Origin of the sequence: Streptomyces winkii, assembly GCF_032248595.1 — a bacterium.
In the GTDB taxonomy this organism is placed as follows: Bacteria; Actinomycetota; Actinomycetes; order Streptomycetales; family Streptomycetaceae; genus Streptomyces; species Streptomyces winkii.
This window is the reverse complement of sequence record NZ_JASTTH010000006.1, coordinates 165,875-185,499: the sequence shown is the minus strand read 5'-3', so window position 1 is coordinate 185,499 and position 19,625 is coordinate 165,875. Positions and strand designations below refer to the sequence as shown.

Annotated in this window: 14 protein-coding genes; all 14 read left to right on the top strand. The window is 73.7% G+C overall.

What is annotated here, in order from left to right:
* The first annotated feature begins 392 nt into the window (after window positions 1-392).
* The 14 genes from QQM67_RS19705 (at window position 393) to QQM67_RS19640 (ending at window position 18,732) form a co-directional block, all read left to right on the top strand.
* Window positions 393-1,313, top strand: a complete 921-nt coding sequence (locus tag QQM67_RS19705; protein ID WP_314175278.1) for a transketolase — start codon at window positions 393-395, stop codon at window positions 1,311-1,313.
* On the top strand, window positions 1,310-2,362 hold the full coding sequence (locus tag QQM67_RS19700) for a transketolase C-terminal domain-containing protein (protein WP_314175277.1): 1,053 nt from the start codon (window positions 1,310-1,312) through the stop codon (window positions 2,360-2,362). Before QQM67_RS19705 ends, QQM67_RS19700 begins: the two co-directional genes overlap by 4 nt.
* Window positions 2,362-3,651, top strand: a complete 1,290-nt coding sequence (locus tag QQM67_RS19695; RefSeq protein WP_314175276.1) for a hypothetical protein — start codon at window positions 2,362-2,364, stop codon at window positions 3,649-3,651. Before QQM67_RS19700 ends, QQM67_RS19695 begins: the two co-directional genes overlap by 1 nt.
* Entirely contained in the window at window positions 3,651-4,829 is a 1,179-nt protein-coding gene (locus QQM67_RS19690) for a phosphotransferase family protein (RefSeq protein ID WP_314175275.1), read from the top strand. The genes QQM67_RS19695 and QQM67_RS19690 overlap by 1 nt, the downstream gene beginning before the upstream one ends.
* Window positions 4,822-6,297: an FAD-dependent oxidoreductase gene (locus QQM67_RS19685; RefSeq protein ID WP_314175274.1), complete on the top strand. Its 1,476-nt coding sequence runs from the start codon at window positions 4,822-4,824 to the stop codon at window positions 6,295-6,297. The genes QQM67_RS19690 and QQM67_RS19685 overlap by 8 nt, the downstream gene beginning before the upstream one ends.
* On the top strand, window positions 6,297-8,975 hold the full coding sequence (locus QQM67_RS19680; RefSeq protein ID WP_314175273.1) for an amino acid adenylation domain-containing protein: 2,679 nt from the start codon (window positions 6,297-6,299) through the stop codon (window positions 8,973-8,975). The genes QQM67_RS19685 and QQM67_RS19680 overlap by 1 nt, the downstream gene beginning before the upstream one ends.
* A complete protein-coding gene (locus tag QQM67_RS19675; RefSeq protein ID WP_314175272.1) occupies window positions 8,968-12,435 on the top strand; it encodes a type I polyketide synthase in 3,468 nt (1,155 codons plus the stop codon). The genes QQM67_RS19680 and QQM67_RS19675 overlap by 8 nt, the downstream gene beginning before the upstream one ends.
* On the top strand, window positions 12,432-13,310 hold the full coding sequence (locus tag QQM67_RS19670) for a 3-hydroxyacyl-CoA dehydrogenase family protein (RefSeq protein ID WP_314175271.1): 879 nt from the start codon (window positions 12,432-12,434) through the stop codon (window positions 13,308-13,310). The genes QQM67_RS19675 and QQM67_RS19670 overlap by 4 nt, the downstream gene beginning before the upstream one ends.
* A 3-nt stretch (window positions 13,311-13,313) precedes the next feature.
* Window positions 13,314-13,580 carry an acyl carrier protein gene (locus tag QQM67_RS19665; protein ID WP_314175270.1) on the top strand — a complete coding sequence of 89 codons (267 nt, stop codon included), beginning with the start codon at window positions 13,314-13,316 and terminating at the stop codon, window positions 13,578-13,580.
* Complete coding sequence (locus QQM67_RS19660) at window positions 13,577-14,764, top strand: acyl-CoA dehydrogenase family protein (protein WP_314175269.1); 1,188 nt, start codon at window positions 13,577-13,579, stop codon at window positions 14,762-14,764. Before QQM67_RS19665 ends, QQM67_RS19660 begins: the two co-directional genes overlap by 4 nt.
* Window positions 14,748-15,797, top strand: a complete 1,050-nt coding sequence (locus QQM67_RS19655; protein ID WP_314175268.1) for an HAD-IIIC family phosphatase — start codon at window positions 14,748-14,750, stop codon at window positions 15,795-15,797. The genes QQM67_RS19660 and QQM67_RS19655 overlap by 17 nt, the downstream gene beginning before the upstream one ends.
* A 107-nt stretch (window positions 15,798-15,904) precedes the next feature.
* On the top strand, window positions 15,905-16,534 hold the full coding sequence (locus tag QQM67_RS19650; RefSeq protein ID WP_314175267.1) for a class I SAM-dependent methyltransferase: 630 nt from the start codon (window positions 15,905-15,907) through the stop codon (window positions 16,532-16,534).
* Window positions 16,531-17,310: an SDR family NAD(P)-dependent oxidoreductase gene (locus tag QQM67_RS19645; protein ID WP_314175266.1), complete on the top strand. Its 780-nt coding sequence runs from the start codon at window positions 16,531-16,533 to the stop codon at window positions 17,308-17,310. Before QQM67_RS19650 ends, QQM67_RS19645 begins: the two co-directional genes overlap by 4 nt.
* Before the next feature lie 114 nt (window positions 17,311-17,424).
* Entirely contained in the window at window positions 17,425-18,732 is a 1,308-nt protein-coding gene (locus QQM67_RS19640) for an MFS transporter (RefSeq protein ID WP_314175265.1), read from the top strand.
* Window positions 18,733-19,625 lie beyond the last annotated feature (893 nt).

Sequence of the window (19,625 nt, the reverse complement as noted above, 5' to 3'; positions counted from 1 at the left end):
GCGGAAATTCCTCGGTCCGGAGACGAGTGAAACCGAGCGTTCCGAGGGGTGTCAATACACACCGGAATGCACCGGCGAAACATAGTGAATTTCGGTCGCTTCGGTCGCTGAACGACGCCGTGCACATGCTCTGAGCTGGGTCTTCTTGTGCTTCATTGTCTCAGCTACCGAAATTCTCTCGGTCGCTGATAAACGCTTGCGCGGAGTCGGTATTGCACTTCTTCGACTTCTCGGATAATCATTGATCGAGTGATCCGGCACGCCTCGGCATGCCTATCACGAAGCCCGCCCGGACTCCCATTCGGCGCGTGTGCGCCGCATTGACTTTCCAGCCGCAGAATCCGCGGGCCCGTGTGCGCCCCGCGCTGGTCTGTTTCTCCTAGGAGGCCCGCTTGCCACTGGACAGGCCGATCACATCCGCGGGACCTCCCGGCACCGCGGCGGCCGGGCCTCCCGACCCCCGCCTCCTCGCGGCGGGGGCCCGCCGCCGGCTGCTGCGGCTCGCGGCCGGCAAGGCGCTGCACATCGGCGCCGCCCTGTCGATGCTGGAGCTGCTGGCGGCCCTGCACACCGACGTGCTGCGCGGACGGTGGCAGGCCCGGCCGCCCGGGGACGCCACCCGCGACCGGCTCGTACTGAGCAAGGGCCACGGCGCGTACGGGCTCTACTGCCTGCTCGCCGAACTCGGCGTCATCACCGGGGACATCGCCGCGCTCCCGGGCCACCCCTCGGACGGCATCCCCGGCATCGACGCCGCGACCGGAGCGCTCGGACACGGGCTGGCGCTCGGCGCCGGGATGGCCCTGGGCGACCGCATGTCGGGGACGGACCGGCGGGTCGCCGTGGTCACCGGCGACGGCGAGCTGGACGAGGGCACCAACTGGGAGGCCGCGCAGTTCGCCGCCCATCACCGGCTGGGCAATCTGCTGCTGGTCGTCGACCGCAACGGCCTTCAGCAGGAGGGCCGTACGGAGGAGATCTCCGCGCTGGAACCGCTCGCCGGCAAGTGGCGGGCCTTCGGCTGGCGGGTGGCCGGTGCCGACGGGCACGACACCGCCGAAGTCGCTTCCGCCGCACGGGAGTTGCTGGACGGCGAGGGCCCTTCGGTGCTGATCGCCCGTACGGTCAAGGGCAGGGGCGTCTCCTTCCTGGAGGACGATCCCGCCTGGCACATGGGGCAGTTGGGCCCGGAACAGCTGCGGGCGGCGCTCGCCGAGACGGCCGGGCCGCCCGGGGCCGAGGCCCCGCTCGCGTCCCGCGGCGCACACCCCGGGGCGGGCCACGACACCCCTGCGACCGGCGGCCCCGCATGACGGCGGCTCCGACGATGCGCGCCACCTGCGCCCCCGTCATCGCCGACGCCGTCGCCGGCGACGAGCGTGTGATCACCCTCGGGGCCGACGGCCAGGCCCTCTTCACGGGCGTGCTGCGCGACCACCCCGGGCGCTATGTGGAGACCGGCATCGCCGAGAGCAACCTCGTGGGCGTCGCCGCGGGCCTGGCCCGCACCGGACGGATTCCCGTCGTCGGCGCCATGGCCCCCTTCCTCGTGCGCCGCGCCTACGAGCAGATCTGCCTCGACGTGTGCGTACCGCGGCTGCCCGTCGTACTGCTCGGTGTCGGCGGCGGCGTCGGATACGGGCATCTCGGCCCGAGCCATCACGCGCCCGACGACGTCGCGTTGATGTCGGCGCTGCCGCACATGCGCGTCCACCTGCCCGCGGACGCCGAGGACGCCGCGGACCTGCTGCGGTGGCTGCTGCCGCCGACGGGGTCCGTCCCGGGGCCCGCCTATGTGCGGCTCGCGGCACGCCCCGACCCGGCCGCGCCGGCGGCGCCCGCGGACGGGACGGACCACGACGCGCGTCACGGAGCGGAGCAGCGGCCCGGGCACGACCCGGAGCGCGGGCCGGGGCACTGGCCGGGGCACGACCCCGGCCCCGCGTCGGGCGAGGACCCGCGCGCGGTGCGCCTGCTGCGCACCGGTACGGACGCCCTGATCGTGGCGGCGGGCCGCTGCGTCCCCGAGGCGCTGGACGCCGCGCACCAGCTGGCCGCCGGCGGAGTGCGGGCGGCGGTCGCCGCCGTGCGCTGCCTGCGTCCGTTCCCGGCGGCACGGCTGCGGGCGCTGGCCGCCGGCGTCCCGCTCGTGGTCACGGCGTGCGAGGCGCTGGAGCCCGGCGGTCTGGGACAGCGCACCGAGAGCGCGCTGTCGGGAGAGCCGGCCCGGGTCGTACGTCTCGAACTCGACCACCGCTACCCGCCGGTGGCCTCGCACGAAGAGCTGCTCCGGTTCTACGGGGTCGACGCCACGGTCATCCGGACCACCCTCCTCCAGCACCTCACGACTGAAGGATCATGATGAGGATTCTCTCCAGCGCCCAGGCATGCGGCTTCGGACCGGTCTCCAAACTCACCGCGATCACCGCGCTGTTCCCCGACGACGACGTCGACTTCATCGGCCAGGAGCTCTCGCTCGACTTCGCCCACCGGCACCGGCACCGGTTCGGAGAGATCACCCACGGGGACACCTCGCGCTGGGAGGACCTGGACGAAGGGTTGCGCTCGGCCGACCTCGTACTGAGCGTCATGGACGCCGAGTTGGTGTTCTGGGCGGTGCGGGCCCGGGTGCCCGTGCTGTTCTTCGACAGCCTGCTGGCCTTCTGGCTGTGCGGGCGGAGCATGCGCGAACTGGCGGCGCGTGCCGAACTCGTACGGTCCGCGAGCCTGGAGACCGCGCGGGTGGTCTACGAGGAACTGGCCCCGCACGAGCGGATCATGCTGGCCCATCTGCTGGCGCGGCGCTCCTACGCGCAGAACTTCCCCGGAGTGCCCGAGCGCATCGCGGAGTTCACGGCCGTGGGCGCCGACCACGTCGAACTGTGCGGCCCCATCATCGACTTCACGGAGCTGCGCGCCTCGCTGGACAGCGCGCCGCCCGAGCGGCCCGCCGGACTCCTCGTCAATCTGGGCGGGTTCCAGAACTTCTTCCTCGACTACGACTCGCACAACGCCTACCTCGCGATGCTGGAGCGCTGGGTGCGGGACGTGGCCGCGCGAAACCCGGACCTCGGCCGGATCCTGGTCTGCTGCGGCGCGTACGGGGAGGCCGTCACGGAGCGGGTGGGCGAGGTGGACGTCGAGTTCACGTTCCTGCCGCACGGGGACTTCCTGCGGCATCTGGCCCACACGCCGCTGTACGCGGTGCCGCCGTCCCTCACCTCGCTCCACGAGGCGGTCGTCGTCGGCCGGATGCCGCTGCTGCTGCCCGAGCAGCACTACGGGCACATCGCCAACCAGCGGGCTCTGGGCGACACCACCGTCGGCCGGATGTCGGCGAGTCTCCAGCTTCTCGACGAGCGCTTCGACGTGCCCGAGGACGACTTGGAGGGGACCAGGGAGCTGGACCGGCAGACCCGTGAACTCCTCGGCGACGAGGGCGGATACGCCACCGTGCGCGGCCATATGGACGCCCGGCTCGACACGTACCGGAACCTGACCGCGGCGGCGCGCGGCACCGCCATCCGGGAGGTGGGGGAGCTGCTCGGCGGGCCGTCGCTCGCCGATCTGCTCGACGCGTCGGCGGTCGACGGACTGCTGGCCGCGCCCGGTGCGGCGTTCCCGTCGCTGGCGGGCCGGGTGAACGACTGATGGCGCGGGCAGCGCGCGCGGAGCTGCCCGAGGCCTTCGAGGTCGCGGACGCGGGGGCGATGCCGGGCGCGGTCGGTGCGAGCGCGGCGTACGGCTCGGACGGAACGGGCGCGGCGCCCGGAGCGGAAGGAGCGGAAGAAGCGGAAGGAGCGGAAGGAGCGGACGGCGCCCGCCCGGCGGAGGCCGAGCGCACCGTCGACCCCGGCGAGGCCGCCGGCGCCCTGCTCGCCGCGTACTTCGCACGTACGGGCCGGGAGCGGCCCGCGCCCGACCGCGTCGCGGTGCGGAGCTGGACGCCGAACAGCGCCCGCAAGGTCCGCCGCCGCACCTTCGTACAGGTCGACGTCGACGGGCGCCCGTTCGCCGTCGCCAAGATCCCGCTCTCGGCCGAAGACCCCAAGCTGGCACGGGAGTTGAGGGTGCTGCGCGGGTTCGGCGACCGCCTCCCGGTGGGCAGTCCGCGCCCCATGGACGCCTGCTGCGGCGGCTTCTCGATGAGCCATCTGCCGGGCACCGACCTGCCCTCCGCGATCGATCCGGAAGCGGGACCGGACGCGCTGTGGCGGCTGCTGCGCCCCGCCGTCGACCGCGTCGTCGAACTGCACCGCACCCCGCCGCCGCGGCCGGAGAAGACGCGGCCGGACCAGAAGGACGCGCCCCGCGATCCCGTCGAGGCGGCGGCCCAGTACGTACGCGAGCCGCTGTTCGGTGTGGCACACGCGGACGCGGCGCTGCGGCGCGCGCTGCTCGCCCCGACCCACGGCGACCTCGGACCGTGGAACGTGCGCTGCGAACCGGATACGGAGCGCGCGCGAGTGCTGGACTTCGAGGACTACCGCGAGAGCGGCGTCGCCGCCATGGACGCGGTCAACCTGCTGGTGACCTGCGCGCTGCCCGTCTTCCCCGACTACACCGAGCGCGGCTTCGACTGGCTGTACGAGCGGGTGTTCTCGGGGGACCACTGGTTCTCCTCCGTACTGCTGCGCGGCGTCGCGCACTACGCCCGCGGTACCGACCAGCCCGCCGCCCCGGTGCTCGACCTGCTGCCGCTGACCTGCCAGTGGCTGATCGAGCGCATCGAGGCCGAGGGGCGGCAGACCGCGCACCTCTTCTACGGACCTTTCAAAGACCGCTACCTGGACCGCCGACCGAGCCTCGTGGGGAGCCTCGATGACTGAACCGGCAGCGCAGAAAGCCGACGTTGTGGTGATCGGCGGCGGCCCCGCGGGCCTGTTCGCCGCGCTCACCACCGCACGCGCGGGCCGCCGCGCCGTCCTGCTCGAAGCGGGCGGCGACATGGCGCAGAGTCTGTGCCCCCGGGTCGTGGCCCGGCTGAAGGGGCGGAACGTACGGGACGCGGAGAAGTTCCGCATCCAGTGCGCGCGCTGCGACTGCCTGACCGGACTCGGCGGCGCGGCCTTCCACTTCGACACCGATCTGGGCTACATCTCCGCGCTGACCCGGTCCAAGATCGAGGCGACCGCGACCGGCGAGGTCCGCACCTACAGCGGACTGGAACGCGCGCTGGGCTCCTTCGAACGCGCCCAGGGCCTGGTCGCCGAGTGCTACGAGACGCTGTACGGGCTCGGGCTGCCGCCCGCGGACACGGGCGCGGACCACGGGCCCGCCCTGAACGGCGACGGCTCCTTCGAGCACGTGGACACCGCGCCCTCCCAGTCCGTCACCGTCGACGCCGCGCTGGTGGTCATCGACAACCTCGTACGCGAGCTGGAGGAGGCCGGAAGCAGCGTCCTGCTGCGGCACACCGCCACCGACGTACGGACGCTGCCCGGCGGCGGCTTCGCGGTGGACGCCGAAACCCCGGGCGGCCAGGCCGAGTTCACCGCCGGCTCCGTGATCGTCGGCGTCGGCAAGCTGGGCCTGCCGTGGGTGCGCGAGGTGGCCGGGCGGCTCGGCGTGCGCCACCGCCCCTCGCGGCGCGTGGACGTCGGCGTACGGCTGGAGACGCGGCGCGAGGCCCTGGCGCCGCTGCTCGACGGGTGCCACAACCCGAAGCTGTCGTTCCTCAACGAGGAGGGGCACTCGGTGCGCACCTTCTGCGTGTGCGAGGGCGGCCGCGTGATGCAGTACGGATTCCTCGGCGCGGTGGCCCTGGACGGGCAGCACTGTCTGACGCAGCCCACGGGCAAGTCCAACCTGGGGGTCGTCGTCAGCGTCGACCTGCCCGAGGGCGAGGACGGCACGGACTACGCGCAGCGGTACGCGGCCAGGGTCGCCGACTTCGGCGACGGCCGCCCCGTGGTGTGCACGCTCGGCGAACTCGCGGGAGGACCGCCGCCCGACGGCCCGCCGCGCACCAGCCTCATCGACTACCGGCACGGGGATCTGCGTGAGTGCCTGCCCGCGTCCGTCGTACGGGACGTACGGGAGATGGCGCGGCGGCTCAACTCGCTGCACGAGGGGCTGGTCACGGACGACGCGACGGTCGCGGCGCCCGTCGTGGAGCGGCTGTTCCCGGATCTGGAGCTGACCGAGGACATGGAGTCCTCCGTGCCGGGCCTGTACTTCGTCGGTGACTCCTCGTCGAAGATCATCGGTATCACCTACGGCGCGGCCACCGGCACCGCGGCGGCCCGTTCCCTTCTGGCCCGCCGTGCGGAGACCACCGTCGGCGGGAGGGCCTGATGCTCCAACTGCCGCGCCACACGGGCGAGCTGAGGGACGAGGCGAGGACGAAGGGCCCGGCGGAGCCGGCGGGCACGGCGGACGAAGGGCCCAGCGGAGCCGCCGGGCACGGCACCGCGGCCCGCACCGCGGGCACCCGAACCGGCACCGTGGACGTGCCGCTCTCCCCGGGCGCCGTCCGCGCGCTGGACACCGCCGCCGACCCGCAGACGCTGCTCGCCGCCCTGCTGACGCTGCTGCTGCACCGGTACGGCACCACGTGGCCGGTGCTGGGCCACCGGGAGGGCACGCTCTGCCGGTGCGCACCGGCCGCTGATCCCGAGACGGGAACGCTCGCCGCCCTCTGCGGCCTCCGGGACGAGCACGGTGCCGGTTCCGGAGCGGCGGCGTGGCGTCCCGTGCCGCCGCCTCCGGGGGACACCGTGCGTCTCGCCGTGGCGCCGACCGGGAGCGAGCCGCCGTCCGCGCCTTGGACGGTCACGCCCGAAGGGCCCCTGCTGCGCGTCGAGTTCGACACCGGGACCTTCGAGGCGGGCACCGCCGGGCGGATCGGCGAGCATCTCGCCGCGCTGGTGGAGACCGCGGCGGAGCGCCCCGACGAGCGTTCGGGCGCCGTCGACATACTGCTGCCGGGGGAGCGCGCGCTGCTGCTCGGCGACTGGAACGCTCCACCGCCCGGCCATCCGGACACCACGCTGCACGCGCTCGTGGCGAAGCAGGCGGCGCGCACGCCGGACGCCGTCGCCCTGCGGCACGGCGAGGCGGAACTGACGTACGGGGCCCTGGAGGAGCGCGCCGAACGGTTCGCCGGGCGGCTCGCTCCCCGCGTGTCACTGCCCGGTGCCCTCGTCGTGCTCTCCGGCCTGCCCAGCCTCGATCTGTACGCGGCCGTGCTCGGCATCTGGAAGGCGGGCGGCGGATACGTCTACCTCGACCCGGCGCTGCCGACCGCCCGCGCGGAGACCATGCTGCGGCTGACGGACCCGGCCGCCGTACTGGCCACCCTCTCGGGGCATCCGGCCTGCGGGCCGGAGGCCGTCTCCGTCGAACGGCTGCTGGAAGCGGACGGGGACGTGGACGACGGGCCGGTCCCGTCCGGCACGTCGCAGCCCCGCCGGACGGCCGGGCCGGAAAGTACCGCGTACGTGCTCTTCACCTCAGGCAGCACCGGCGAGCCCAAGGGCGTCGTGCGTCCGCACCGGATGCACACCTCGCGTATCCATCTGGAACAGGGCATGTACCCGCTGGGCCCCGGCGACCGGGTGCTGCTCAAATCCCCCATCAGCTTCCGCGAGTTCGCGTGGCCGCTGGCGGCCGGTGCCGCCTGTGTCCTCGCGGAGCCGGGCCGCGACCGCGACGACCGGTATCTCGCCGACCTGATCGACGCCGAGGCCGTCACGACCGTCAGCTTCGTACCGTCGATGCTGCGGCTGCTCGCCGCCCAGCCCTCCTTCCGCGACGCCTCCGCGCTGCGGCACGTCTTCGTCGGCGGCGAGGCGCTGGGCGCCGACTTGGAGGCCGAACTGCGCGCGCAGGGACGGCTGGTGCACAACACGTACACGCTCAGCGAGGCCGACTACGTCTGCCACCGCGGCGGCCCGCTCCCCGAGGTGCCCGGGCGGCGCAGGGCCGGCACCGTCGTCGGCCGCCCCCTCGACATGCGGGTGTACCTGTGCGACGACGCGGGCCGTCTGGTGCCGCCCGGCGTACCGGGCGAGATCCGGACCGGAGGGCCGGGGCTGGCCGACGGCTATCTCGGCCGTCCGGAGCTGACCGCCGAACGCTTCGTCCCCAACGACGTCGACCCCGGCGGACCCGGCGTGCTCTTCCGTACGGGCGACCTCGCCCGGTTCGGCGTCGACGGCCAGGTCGAGTACGTGGGCCGTGCCGACACCCAGGTCAAGGTGCGCGGCCAGCGGGTCGAACCGGGCGAGGTGGAGCGGGTGTTGCGGGCGCATCCGGCGGTCTCCGACGCCGCCGTGGTGGGCGTGGCCGACGCCGGCCAGGGCGCGGTGCTCGCCGCGTACGTCGTGCCCGGCGGCGAGGAGCCCACCGTGCCGTCGCTGCGCGCGTTCGTCGGCGAGCGGCTGCCCGACTTCATGGTGCCCAGCTACACCGCCGTCGTGCCCGCGCTCCCGCTGCTGGACAGCGGCAAGGTCGACCGGGCCGTCCTGCGTACGCCGCCCCGCGGCCGGCCCGATCTGGACGTGCCGTTCACTTCCCCCCGTACGGACGAACAGCGGTGCACGGCCCGGCTGTTCGGCCAGGTCCTCGGGCTCGACTCGGTGGGTCTTGACGACGGCTTCTTCGCGCTCGGCGGCGACTCGCTGCGGCTGATGCTGCTGCGCGGGGCGCTGGAGAGCGAGGCGGGCCGGGAGCTGTCCGTCGCGAAGGTGCTGGAGGCGTCGACGCCGCGCCGCTGTGCCGAACTCCTGCTGTCCGGCGGGGAGTCGGGCGACGCGTTCGCCGGCGTCGGCGCCGCGGCCGGTGACGGGCACGGTCACGTGGACAGGGCACCGGAGCGGCGGCCGGAGCAGCCAGAGCGGTCCGGGGCCGCCGCCGGAGGGCGCCGCGGCGCGCTGCTGGGACGCACCGCCCGGTTGCGGCGGCGGCGCTGGGGAGCGGCGGGCGGCGGAGCCGGGACGGCGAACGGCGGCGCGGGAGGCACCGGTGAGTGAACCGCAGGAACCCGGGACGCCCGGCGCGCCCTCACCCGGCGGGCCCCTGCCCGGCGAACCCGTCGACGACCTCGCGGTGGCCGTGGTCGGCGCGGCACTGCGGGTGCCCGGCAGCGAGACCACCGAGGGCTTCTGGCGGAACCTGACGGACGGCGGCGACCGCATCACGCGCGGCGGCGCCTCCACCGGCCCCCATGTCGTACGTGCCTACGGCAGCGTCCCGCACCCCGCGCACTTCGACCCCGCCCGCTACGGCATCTCCGAGGCGGAGGCGGTCGTCATCGACCCGCAGCAGCGGCTGCTGCTCGACGTCGCCGACGAGGCCCTGGCGTCCGCCAACGTCGACACCGGCGCGGGTCCGGCGGTGGCCGTGTACGCGGGCGTCGGACGCAACGACTACGAGCACTGGCTGCGCTCCGCGCTCACGGGGCGGCCCGGGTTCGACGAGATGGCCCTGGAGATCGGCACGGGCGGCGACTACGCGGCCACCCGCGTCGCCTACCGGCTCGGGCTGCGCGGTGCCGCCGTCAACGTGCAGTCGGCGTGCTCGACGGGGCTGCTGGCCGTCCATCTCGCCGCGCAGGACCTGCTCGGCTTCGGCTGCGAGACGGCGGTGGCGGCCGTCTCGGCGGTACGGGTCCCGGGGCCGGGCGGCTACACGGCGCCGCCCGGCGGCATCGGGTCGCCCGACGGCGTGTGCCGCCCGTTCGATCTGAACGCGGGCGGCTCCGTTCCCGGCGACGGCGCCTGCGCGGTCGTGCTGAAGCGGCTGGAGGACGCGGTGCGCGACGGCGACGAGGTGTGGGCGGTGCTGCGCGGCTCGGCCGTGAACAACGACGGCGCGGCCAAGTCCGGCTTCGCGGGCGTCAATCCGGCCGCGCAGCGGGACGTGGTGCGCGCCGCGCTCGGCGCGGCGGGCCTCGTCCCCGGGGATATCGACTACGTGGAGGCGCACGGCAGCGGCACCCGGCTCGGCGACGCCGCCGAGTGGTCGGCGCTCTCCGAGGTCTTCGCGGGCACGCGGCACCCCGTCCGGGTCGGCGCGGTCAAGAGCAACCTCGGGCATCTGCGGGAGGCGGCGGGCCTCGCCGGGCTCCTGAAGACCGTGCTGGCGCTGCGGCACGAACTGCTGCCGCCCACGGCGCACTTCGAGCGGCTGCCCGCCGATCTGCGGGGGATGTCACGGGAGTTGGCTCCGGTGGGTGAGGTGACACCGTGGCCACGCCGCGAGGAGCGCGTACGCAGGGCGGGCGTGAGCGCCTTCGGCCTCGGCGGGACCAACGTCCACGTCGTCCTGGAGGAGGCGTCGCCGCCCGCTGCCGTGCCTCCCGCGGAGGGCGGCCGGGAGGGCAGCCAGCTCCTGCTGGTCTCCAGCCACCGGGAGGAGACCCTGGCCGAAGACACCGCGGCGCTGCGGGAGTTCGCCTCCCGGCACCCGGAGCGGCTGGGCGACATCGCGTGGACGACGCAGACGGCGCGCACGCGGCACGCCCGGCGCGGCTATGTGGTGACCGGGCCCGACGGCGCGGGAGGCGCCGCCGAGGACGCCGGTGCCGGGCCCGCCCCGGCACCGGCACGTCCCGAGGGCCGGGGCCGCAATGAGGGCCCGAGCCGGAGCCGGCCGCAACTCTCCCGGAAGCAGCCGGAGTTCGCCTTCGTCCTGCCGGGCATCGGCAGCCACTACCCGGGCATGGGCAGCGAACTCGCCCGTACCGACCCGGTGTTCGCCGCCCATCTGCGGACCGTCACGGAGATCGCCGACCGGCTCACCGACGGCTCCGTGGGCCGCGGTTTCGCGGCGGAGCAGCCGGGACGGGCGGAACGCGGCCGTGGCGGCGCGAAGATCGACGTACGGGCCATGCTGCGCCGGGACGGCGGACGACCACGGGACGGCGAACGCCCACCGGGCGCCGGAAGTCCCCGTCACGACGCTCGTCCTCGTGACGACGCCCGTCCACGGGAGGACGGCCCTCCGCCCGAGGGCGCCCCGTCCGTCCCGCAGACCCCGGACGGCTCCGCCCGGCCGCCGCTGCGCCACCTGCATCTGTCGCTGTTCTGCCTCGAACACGCCATGGCGCGCACCCTGATGGACCTCGGACTGCGCCCGGCGGCACTGCTCGGGCACAGCCTCGGCGAGTGGGTCTCGGCGGTGCTCGCGGGCATCATCACGCTCCCGGACGCCATGGAGGCGGTCGCCCGACGGGCCGACCTGGTCACCCTGGCCGGGCAGGGCGCGATGCTCGCGGTGCTGGCACCGGCGTCCGACGTGGCGCACTTCGAGACGGACGGCGCCTGGCTCGCGGCGGACAACTCGGCGCAGCACTGCGTGCTCTCCGGACGCCCCGGCCCCATGCGGGAGACGGAGACGAAGCTGCGCGAGCACGGCTTCACCGTGCTGCCGGTCGGGGCCCATCACCCCTTCCACACCCCGCAGTTGGCGTCGGCGGCCGAGGCGCTGGGCGACGACATGGGCGGGGTGCTGCTGCGGCCCGCCACCATCCCCATCGCCTCCAGCGTGCTCGGCACCTGGCTGGAGGGAACGGTGCCGGGCCCCGGCTACTGGAACGCCCATATGACCAGTCCCGTGCGGTTCCGCGAGGCCGCCGGGCTGGTGCTGGACCGGCACCGGCTGCTGATCGAGATCGGTCCCGGCACGGCCCGTCCCTGGCTCTCCCACGCCGACCCGGACGCGGTGTGCGTGCGCACCGTGCGGCAGTCCTACGAGAACGCCCCCGACCAGGAGGTGTTCCTCGAAGCCCTCGGCGAACTGTGGACGCACGGCGTCGAGCCGGACTGGCGAGGGCTGCACCACCGTCCCCGGCGCCGGGTGACGCTTCCGGCCGGGCGGCAGGAGCGGCGGCGCCAACTGCCCGACACACCGCCGCCGGAGGGCCCGGGCGCGGCCGTACCGCGTACGGGGCCGGGCACCGAGGCGGCGGACACGGCTGCGACGGACACAAAGGCGACGGACACCCGGAGGGACACCGGCACGGCGAACGGCACGGCCCCGGACGCGCCCGCCGGGGAGCCCCGGCCCTTGCCGGCCGCCGAGGCGGACGGCTCGCTGGACTCCCATCTCGCCCGGCAGTGGCGGACGTTGCTGGGGCTGTGCGAGGTCCACCGGAACGACCACTTCTTCCACCTCGGCGGCGACTCCCTGATGGGCGTCCATCTCATCGCGGGCCTGAGCAGGCTGACGGGCCGGAACGTGCCGTCGTCCGTGGTCTTCGCCGAAGCGACGCTCGGCGGCATGACCGAGCACGTACGGACATGGCTCGAAGAGCACGACGGCGACGCGGAGCCCGGCGACGGGACCGCCGCCGCGGAGTCCCCGCCCCCGGCGCGGAACGGCCAAGAGGGCGAGCGGACCGGGCAGTTCGGCCACGCCGGAGAGCCGGGCCACGACGGAGAGCACAACGGGGAGCAGGACCACGTCAGGGAGGAAGCCCGACCGGCATGAGCGACGAGACCACAGGCCGCACGGCCACCCCGCGGATCGCCACCCTCGGCGTGCTGGGCGCGGGCACGATCGGTTCGAGCGTGGCGCACGCAGCCCTCGCCTCGGGGCTCGACGTCACCCTCGTCGACACCGACCCCGACGCGCTGGAGGCCGCCTGCCGCGGCATCGAACGGCATCGGCGCACCGAACTGCTCGGCGGCCGCCGCCGGAGCGGTACGCATGGCGAGTTGAGCACGGCGACGGACCTCCTCGCGCTCGGCGCCGCGGATCTGGTGGTGGAGAACATCACCGAGTCCGAGACGGCGAAGCGCGCTCTGTACCCGGAGCTGGAGAAGGTGCTGCGTCCCGGGACGGTGATCGCCGCCAACACCTCGGCGGTGCCCATCGGGCGCCTCGCCGAGCCGCTGCGCGCACCGGAACGCGTCGTCGGCGTGCACTTCATGAACCCGGTGGCCAGGATCGGGACGGTGGAGGTGATCCGTGCGAAGACCACCTCCGAGGCGGCGATGGACGCCGTCGGCGCGCTCCTGGACCGGATGGGCAAGGAGTCCGTCGTCGTGGCCGACGCGCCGGGCTTCGTCATCAACCGGATCCTCATGGTGGTCTGCAACCTCGCGGCCGCCGTCGTCGACGACGGCACGGCCACCCCCGCTCAGGTCGACGCCCTCTTCAAGGGCTGTCTCGGACACAGCTCGGGGCCGCTGCGCACGGCCGACCTCATCGGCCTGGACACGGTGGCGCGCACGCTCGACGTGCTGCACGAGCACTACGGATCGGCCGAGTTCGTCACCCACCCCCGCCTGCGGCGCATGGTCGAGCAGGGCCTGCTCGGAGTGAAGAGCGGCCGCGGGTTCTTCTCCTACGACGGGAGCTGAGCGATGTCCGGATGGCAGTCAGCGACGCACGACGAGATCACCGAGGAGATCCGGCAGTACCTCGCCAGGCTCTCGGGACTGCCCGAGGTCTCCGACGACATGCCGCTGATCTCGGGCCGGGTGCTGGACTCCCTCGCCGCCGTGCAGATCGTCGTGTACGTCGAGCGCACCTTCGGCATCGAGATCGCCGACGAGGACCTGGAACTGGTCAACTTCGACACGGTGAACGGGCTCGTGGCCCTCGTGCACCGCAATCTGGAGCGCGTGTGACGACGGCATGGCAGACCTCCGGCACGGTGCCGGAACCGCTCGCCGCACTGGTACGGGACCCCGGTCTCCGTACCCGGTCGGACGGCTGGGAACGCCAGGGCACCGTGCCCCGCGCGGACATCGGCGAGCTGGCCGCCGCGGGCCTGCTCGGCCTGACGGTCGCGCCGGAGCACGGCGGCACGGGCGTACCCCTGCCCGAGGTGACCGCGGTGCACCGCGCCGTGGCCGGCCTCTCGCCCAGCCTGCACAGCCTGCTCGTGGTCCACTCCATGGTCTGCCAGGCCCTGGGCCGGTGGGCGAAGGGCCCGCTGCGGGAGGAGTTCCTGCCCGGACTGGCCGCGGGCGGCCGCGTCGCGGCCTTCGCCCTCACGGAGAGCGCCTCGGGCAGCGACATCTCGGGGCTGCGGACCGAACTGCGGCGCGCGGCGGACGGGTCGCTGCGCGTGACGGGCGCCAAGCGCTGGCTGTCGTTCGGGCAGACGGCCGACGTCTTCCTGGTCTTCGGGCACACCGGCGGCGCCGGAGCCTGCGCCCTGGTCTCCTGCGGCCCCGGTGTGACGGTCTCGCCCGAGCCCGCGACGACGGGGCTGGGCGCCGCCGGTCTCGCCGCCCTCACCCTCGACGAGGCTCCCGTCGCGGCCGAACGGATGGTCTCGCGGCCGGGGTTCGGGCTGCCGCACGTGGCCACGGACTGCCTCACGCTCGGCCGCGTCCTGGTCGCCGCGGGGGCGGTCGGCGTCGCGGAGGAGGCGTTGCGCCTCGCCTCCCGGCGGGCGGCGGCCTGCTCCCGGGGCGGCGCCCGGCTCGGCGACCGGCAGCTCGTACGGGGGCTGCTCGCGGACGCCGCCGTCGCCGCCGACTCCGCACGCTGCTACGTCGAGCACGCCGCGGCGCATGTCGAGGAGGGCGCACCCGACGCACCGCAGACGGCGGTCCGCGCCAAGCTGCTGGCCTCCAGGGCGGCGGGCCTGTGCACGGCGAACGCGGTGCGCCTGCTGGGCGCCGAGGGCCTGGACCGTACGCATCCGGTCAACAGGCTCGAACAGGCCGCCCGCGTCTACCAGGTCATCGAGGGGCCCACCGAGGTGCTCCAGGACCTCGTCGCCGCCGCCCTGTTGCGCACGCACGCGGCCGGCGTCGAGGAGCCGCACGGGAGAGGAGCGCGGGATGAACCAGCCGCATGAGCCGGTGAAGTGCGTCGTCTGGGACCTCGACGAGACCCTGTGGGACGGCACCCTGCTGGAGGGCGACGAGGTCCAAGTCCCGGAGCGGAACGCCACGTTGGTGCGGGTCCTGGACGAGCACGGCGTCCTCCAGTCCGTCGCGAGCCGCAACGACCACGACGACGCCATGGCCCGGCTGCGCGCCCTCGGCCTGGACGCGTACTTCCTGCATCCCCGCATCGGGTTCGACGCCAAGTCGGCGTCGCTGCGCGAGCTGACGCAGCTGCTGAACATCGGCCCCGAGAGCGTGGTCTTCGTCGACGACTCCGCCTTCGAGCGCGCGGAGGTCGCCAGCGGGCTCCCCAGGGTGCGCGCCATGACGCGGGAGGAGCTGCACCGCGCCGTCGCCGAGGGCGGGGTACTGCCCGCGCGGATCACCCCGGAGGCCCGGGAACGCCGCGCGATGTACCTCGCCGAGCAGCGGCGCCGCACCCATGAGGAGTCCTTCACGGGCCCCGCCGAGGAGTTCCTGCGCTCGCTGCGGATGCGGCTGACCGTACGGCGGGCAGGACCGGGCGACCTGGTACGGGCGGCCGAACTCACCCGGCGCACACACCAGTTGAACACCACCGGGGTCACCTTCGACGAGGAGGAGCTGTCCGCGCTGCTGCACGGCAGCGGGCACCTGGTGCTGGTGTGCGAGCTGGAGGACACCTTCGGCGGCTACGGCACCATCGGCCTCGGCGTCGTACGCACCGATCCCGGACGCTGGACCATCCGGCTGCTGCTGATGTCGTGCCGCGTGATGGGGCGCAACATCGGCACCGCCGTCGTCGCCGCGGTCGCCGGGCTCGCCGAACGGGAGAACGCCGTGCTGGCGGCGCACTTCCGGGCCACCGACCGCAACCGGCAGATGCTCGTCACCTACCGGTTCATGGGCTTCCGCACCGAACGGAACAGCGGCGGCCTGACCGAACTCGTCCTGCCGGACGGGGCGGCCCCGGCTCCGCCGCCGTATGTGGAGCTGACCGTCGACGTGCCGCGGGAGGGCTGATCCCGCGCGGAGGAGCCGCGGAAGCCCGCCCTCCGCCTCTCAGAGCCGTCACACCTCTCAGACCCGTCACACCTCTCAGATCTCTCGGACCTCTCAGGAGAGCACCCATGACCACAGCGTTCACCGTCAGCTGGAACGAGACGTTCGGCAACGTCTACGCCGACCAGCCACTCGCCCAGTTGTCCTGGTTCACCGGCGCCCCCGGGATACAGCTCATCGAGCGTGTCATCGACGGCCGCCTGAGGGCCGGACAGCGCCTGATCGACCTGGGCAGCGGTCCGGGCGTGGACGCCGTCTTCCTCTCCCTCCAGGGGCTCGACGTGACGGGCGTCGACATCTCGCCGGACGCGGTGCGCCGCGCCCGGAGCTGGGCCGAACTGGCCGGTGCGCCCGCCGAGTTCGTCGAGGGCGACGTGCTGGACGTACCGCTCCCCGGCTCCTCGGCCGACGTCGTCAACGACTCCTTCGTCTTCCACAACATGCGGGACGAGGCGCGCGAGCCGTTCGCGGCGGAGGTCCACCGGCTGCTCAAACCAGGCGGCACGTTCCTGCTGAACTCCTTCTCCGACCACATGGTGGAGGGCACCGGTCCGCGCCGTATCACCAGTGCCGAGATCCTGGAGACCTTCGCTGCGGACCGCTTCGAGTGCGTCGGCCTGCGCACCTACCGCAACATCCCGACGCGGAAGAAGCCCGACCAGATCCACTGGATCGGCGAGTTCAGGGCCCGCCCGTGACGGCCGCCGAGGAGCCCGCCGCCGGCGGCGCCCCCGCTCCGCTCCGCGTCGTCGTCACCGGCGGCGGACGCGGCATCGGACGGGCCGTCGCCCTCGGCTTCGCCCGCGACGGCGCCAGGGTCGCGCTGCTCTCCCGTACGCAGGCGCAGGTGCGCTCGGTGAGCGCCGAGGTGGCCGAACTGGGCGGCGAGGGGCTCGCGTTGCCCTGTGACGTCTCCGACGAGGACGCGGTGGACCGGGCCGCCGAAAGCGTGCTCGACGCCTTCGGCGGCGTGGACGTCGTGGTCAACGCCGCCGGTGTCTTCGCGCTCGCCCCCACCACGGAACAGGACCTCGCCGGGGCGCGGGCGCTGCTGGAGACCAACGTCATCGGCACGTTCCTCAGCTGCCGGGCCTTCGGCACGCATCTGCTCGCCCAGGGCAGCGGGAAGATCGTCAACTTCGCCTCGCTGCTGTCCTTCACGGCCTTCCCGGAGCGGGCGCTGTACGCGGCCAGCAAGGGCGGCGTCCTCCAACTGACGCGCAGTCTCGGCGTGGAGTGGGCGGCGCGCGGCGTGAACGTGAACGCCGTCGCCCCCGGCATGGTCCGCATCGAGACGCCGCACCCGGCGGCCCTGGCCGAGGACGCCATCACCGCCCGCATCCCCGCGGGCCGCCGCGGCAGGCCCGAGGACATCGTGGGACCCGTGAAGTTCCTGGCATCCGAGGCGGCCGAGTACATCTACGGACAGACGGTCGTCGTGGACGGGGGCTGGCTGAGCTACGGATACCTTTGACGGCCGTACCGCACGACCGCGCGGCCCGGCAGCCCCGACGGGGGCGTGCCGGGCCGGTTCCGTCCCCGGGCGGGGCCTCGCGCCCTCATCGATCCTCGACAAGGTAAACAGCACGTGAGTTCACGCAACAACCGGTCGCTTCCCCTGCTCCCCGGCTTCCTGGTGGGATGGGGGACGACGACGTTCGGCTGCGGCCTGGCCCAGCCCCTGCTGGCGGTCTATCTCAAAGAGACGGTCGGCCTCTCCGCCTCGGGTGTGTCCTTCTACTTCGGTCTCTTCGCCGTCGCCGGTCTCGCCGTCAACCCGCTCATCGGAACCTTCGGCGCCCGCTGGGACCCGGGCCGCGTCGCCGTGTTCGCGACCGTGCCGCAGACGGCGGGGGCGCTGCTGCTCGTCCAGGCGGAGTCGATGAGCACGGTGATGCTCGCCGCCTTACTCTCCGGCACCGGCACGGGCACGTACTACGCCGTCCAGACTCCCGTGCTCAGCGGCGCCTTCGGCGAGTCCGCGCTCAGCCGGGTGCTGTCGGCGCAGAACCAGATCACCGCCGCCACCATGGCACTTGGCGCCGTGGTGGGCGGCCAGCTCGCCGACCGGCTGGGCACCGCGGGCTTCCAACTGGGCATCGCGGGCAACGGCGTCAGCTATCTGCTGTACGGGATAGCGCTCGCCCGTGTGCTGAGGCTGCGGCACGGCGCGGGCGCGCGACCGCGCGCGTTCCCGGGCGGACTGGAGGACGGCGGCCGGCGGGAGCGCGGGGCGTCCCCCCGCCGTACACCGTTCACGAACACCACGTTCCTGCTGCTGCTGTTGCTCCAGAGCACACTGGTGACCTTCGGCCTCGGGCAACTGGACACCGTCCTGCCGGTGGTGCTGCGGGACGCCGCGAAGCTGTCGGTCTCGGCGGGCAGCCTCGTCCTGGCGGTGAACTCTCTCTCGGTGCTGCTGATCCAGCCGCTCGCGCTGCGCCTCGTACACCGGATCGGGTATGTGGGCGCGCTGCGGGCCGCCGTCGCGGTGTGGGCGGTGAGCCTCCTCGCGCTCTACGGAGCGGTCCATGCCACGGGCCAGTGGCTCCAGTTGACGCTCGCGGCCCTGTTCGGGCTGGTCTTCTCGGCGGGCCAGTGCCTGATCGCGCCGAGCGTGCAGCCGCTCGTCGTGGCGCTCGCGCCACCCGGCAGGATGCCGGCGTACGCCGCCGCGACCTCGCTCGTGCACGGGCTCGGCGGCTTCCTCGCGCCCATGATGTGCCTGCCCGTCTTCACCGCGGGCGGCATCCAGGGCTACCTGATACTCCAGCTCGTCGGCTACGCCGTCGCGGCCGGGGCGCTGCTGCCCCTGGGCAGGCGCACGCGGCATCTGCGGCAGGAGCGCGAGGACGGGGAACAGCTCGTCGGCGCCGTGCCGGACGGCGGGAGGTGACGCCGCCCGGCCCGCCACCACACGGAAAACTGGTACAGACTAATGCGAATTCCTACGTATCCTGGGAAAGCCCGCACAACGCCGATCCCCCAACTCTTCGAAACCGCACCGGCATCGGCGAACTTCCGCGAACTTCCCGCGCTTTCCCGTCGCCCCGAGCAATTCGCCCGCCAAAGGGGCCATCACGCCTGTGAGTTCAGAATCCGGCGGGGTGCCGGGAAGTACGAGGGGCGCCACGGCGTGGAGAATATCCGGTCGGCCGGTTTTTCCCTCGTCGGCACGTCCCAGGGCCGGCAGCCGCAGCAGGGACTCGTCGCCGGGGCGGCACCGCGCCAAGTCGCCCGCCGACAGGCTGAGTTCAGACTCGCGGGAGGTACGCGTACGGGCAGCGGAGCCGTCCGGTCCCGCCTTCAGCCGGCGGAGCCGGAGGAAGTCCCCGCGGTCAACGCCCCGCCCGGGGCGCCATGTTCCTCTGCCGTGTGGCACCGGGCACTTCGACGGCTCGCGGACACGGGCATGCTGCGGGCGCAGCCACGGGTGGCACGGACAGGAACGCGAGCTGACCGTGACGGGCCCGCCCCTGTGAGGGCCGGTCCATCCACCGTGCCCGTACGGACAGCGCCAGGACCGCCCAACTTCCCATTACCGAAAGGTAATCCGGTCCCAATGCGGACATGATCCGGCGGAACTCAGACATTGACAGCGGGCAATTCACCGCCGCGTTCCCAAACCCTCGGTGAAAGCTGGAGAAACCCGCCTCCGGTCTGAGTGCGAACGTGCTACACAGGGGTTCTCGGGGGCATCTCGTGCCGACGAAAGGGAACTTTCGAGAATGCGTGTGCACCAGCCGTCTCACCGCGGTATTCCCTCGAACTCCCCTGCGGCGTACGCGT

Bases quoted from the DNA above. Each gene is read 5' to 3' on its own strand.
- QQM67_RS19700 (WP_314175277.1), top strand. From the start codon at position 1,310: ATGACGGCGGCTCCGACGATGCGCGCCACCTGCGCCCCCGTCATCGCC.
- QQM67_RS19695 (WP_314175276.1), top strand. From the start codon at position 2,362: ATGAGGATTCTCTCCAGCGCCCAGGCATGCGGCTTCGGACCGGTCTCC.
- QQM67_RS19690 (WP_314175275.1), top strand. From the start codon at position 3,651: ATGGCGCGGGCAGCGCGCGCGGAGCTGCCCGAGGCCTTCGAGGTCGCG.
- QQM67_RS19685 (WP_314175274.1), top strand. From the start codon at position 4,822: ATGACTGAACCGGCAGCGCAGAAAGCCGACGTTGTGGTGATCGGCGGC.
- QQM67_RS19680 (WP_314175273.1), top strand. From the start codon at position 6,297: ATGCTCCAACTGCCGCGCCACACGGGCGAGCTGAGGGACGAGGCGAGG.
- QQM67_RS19670 (WP_314175271.1), top strand. From the start codon at position 12,432: ATGAGCGACGAGACCACAGGCCGCACGGCCACCCCGCGGATCGCCACC.
- QQM67_RS19665 (WP_314175270.1), top strand. From the start codon at position 13,314: ATGTCCGGATGGCAGTCAGCGACGCACGACGAGATCACCGAGGAGATC.
- QQM67_RS19655 (WP_314175268.1), top strand. From the start codon at position 14,748: ATGAACCAGCCGCATGAGCCGGTGAAGTGCGTCGTCTGGGACCTCGAC.
- QQM67_RS19650 (WP_314175267.1), top strand. From the start codon at position 15,905: ATGACCACAGCGTTCACCGTCAGCTGGAACGAGACGTTCGGCAACGTC.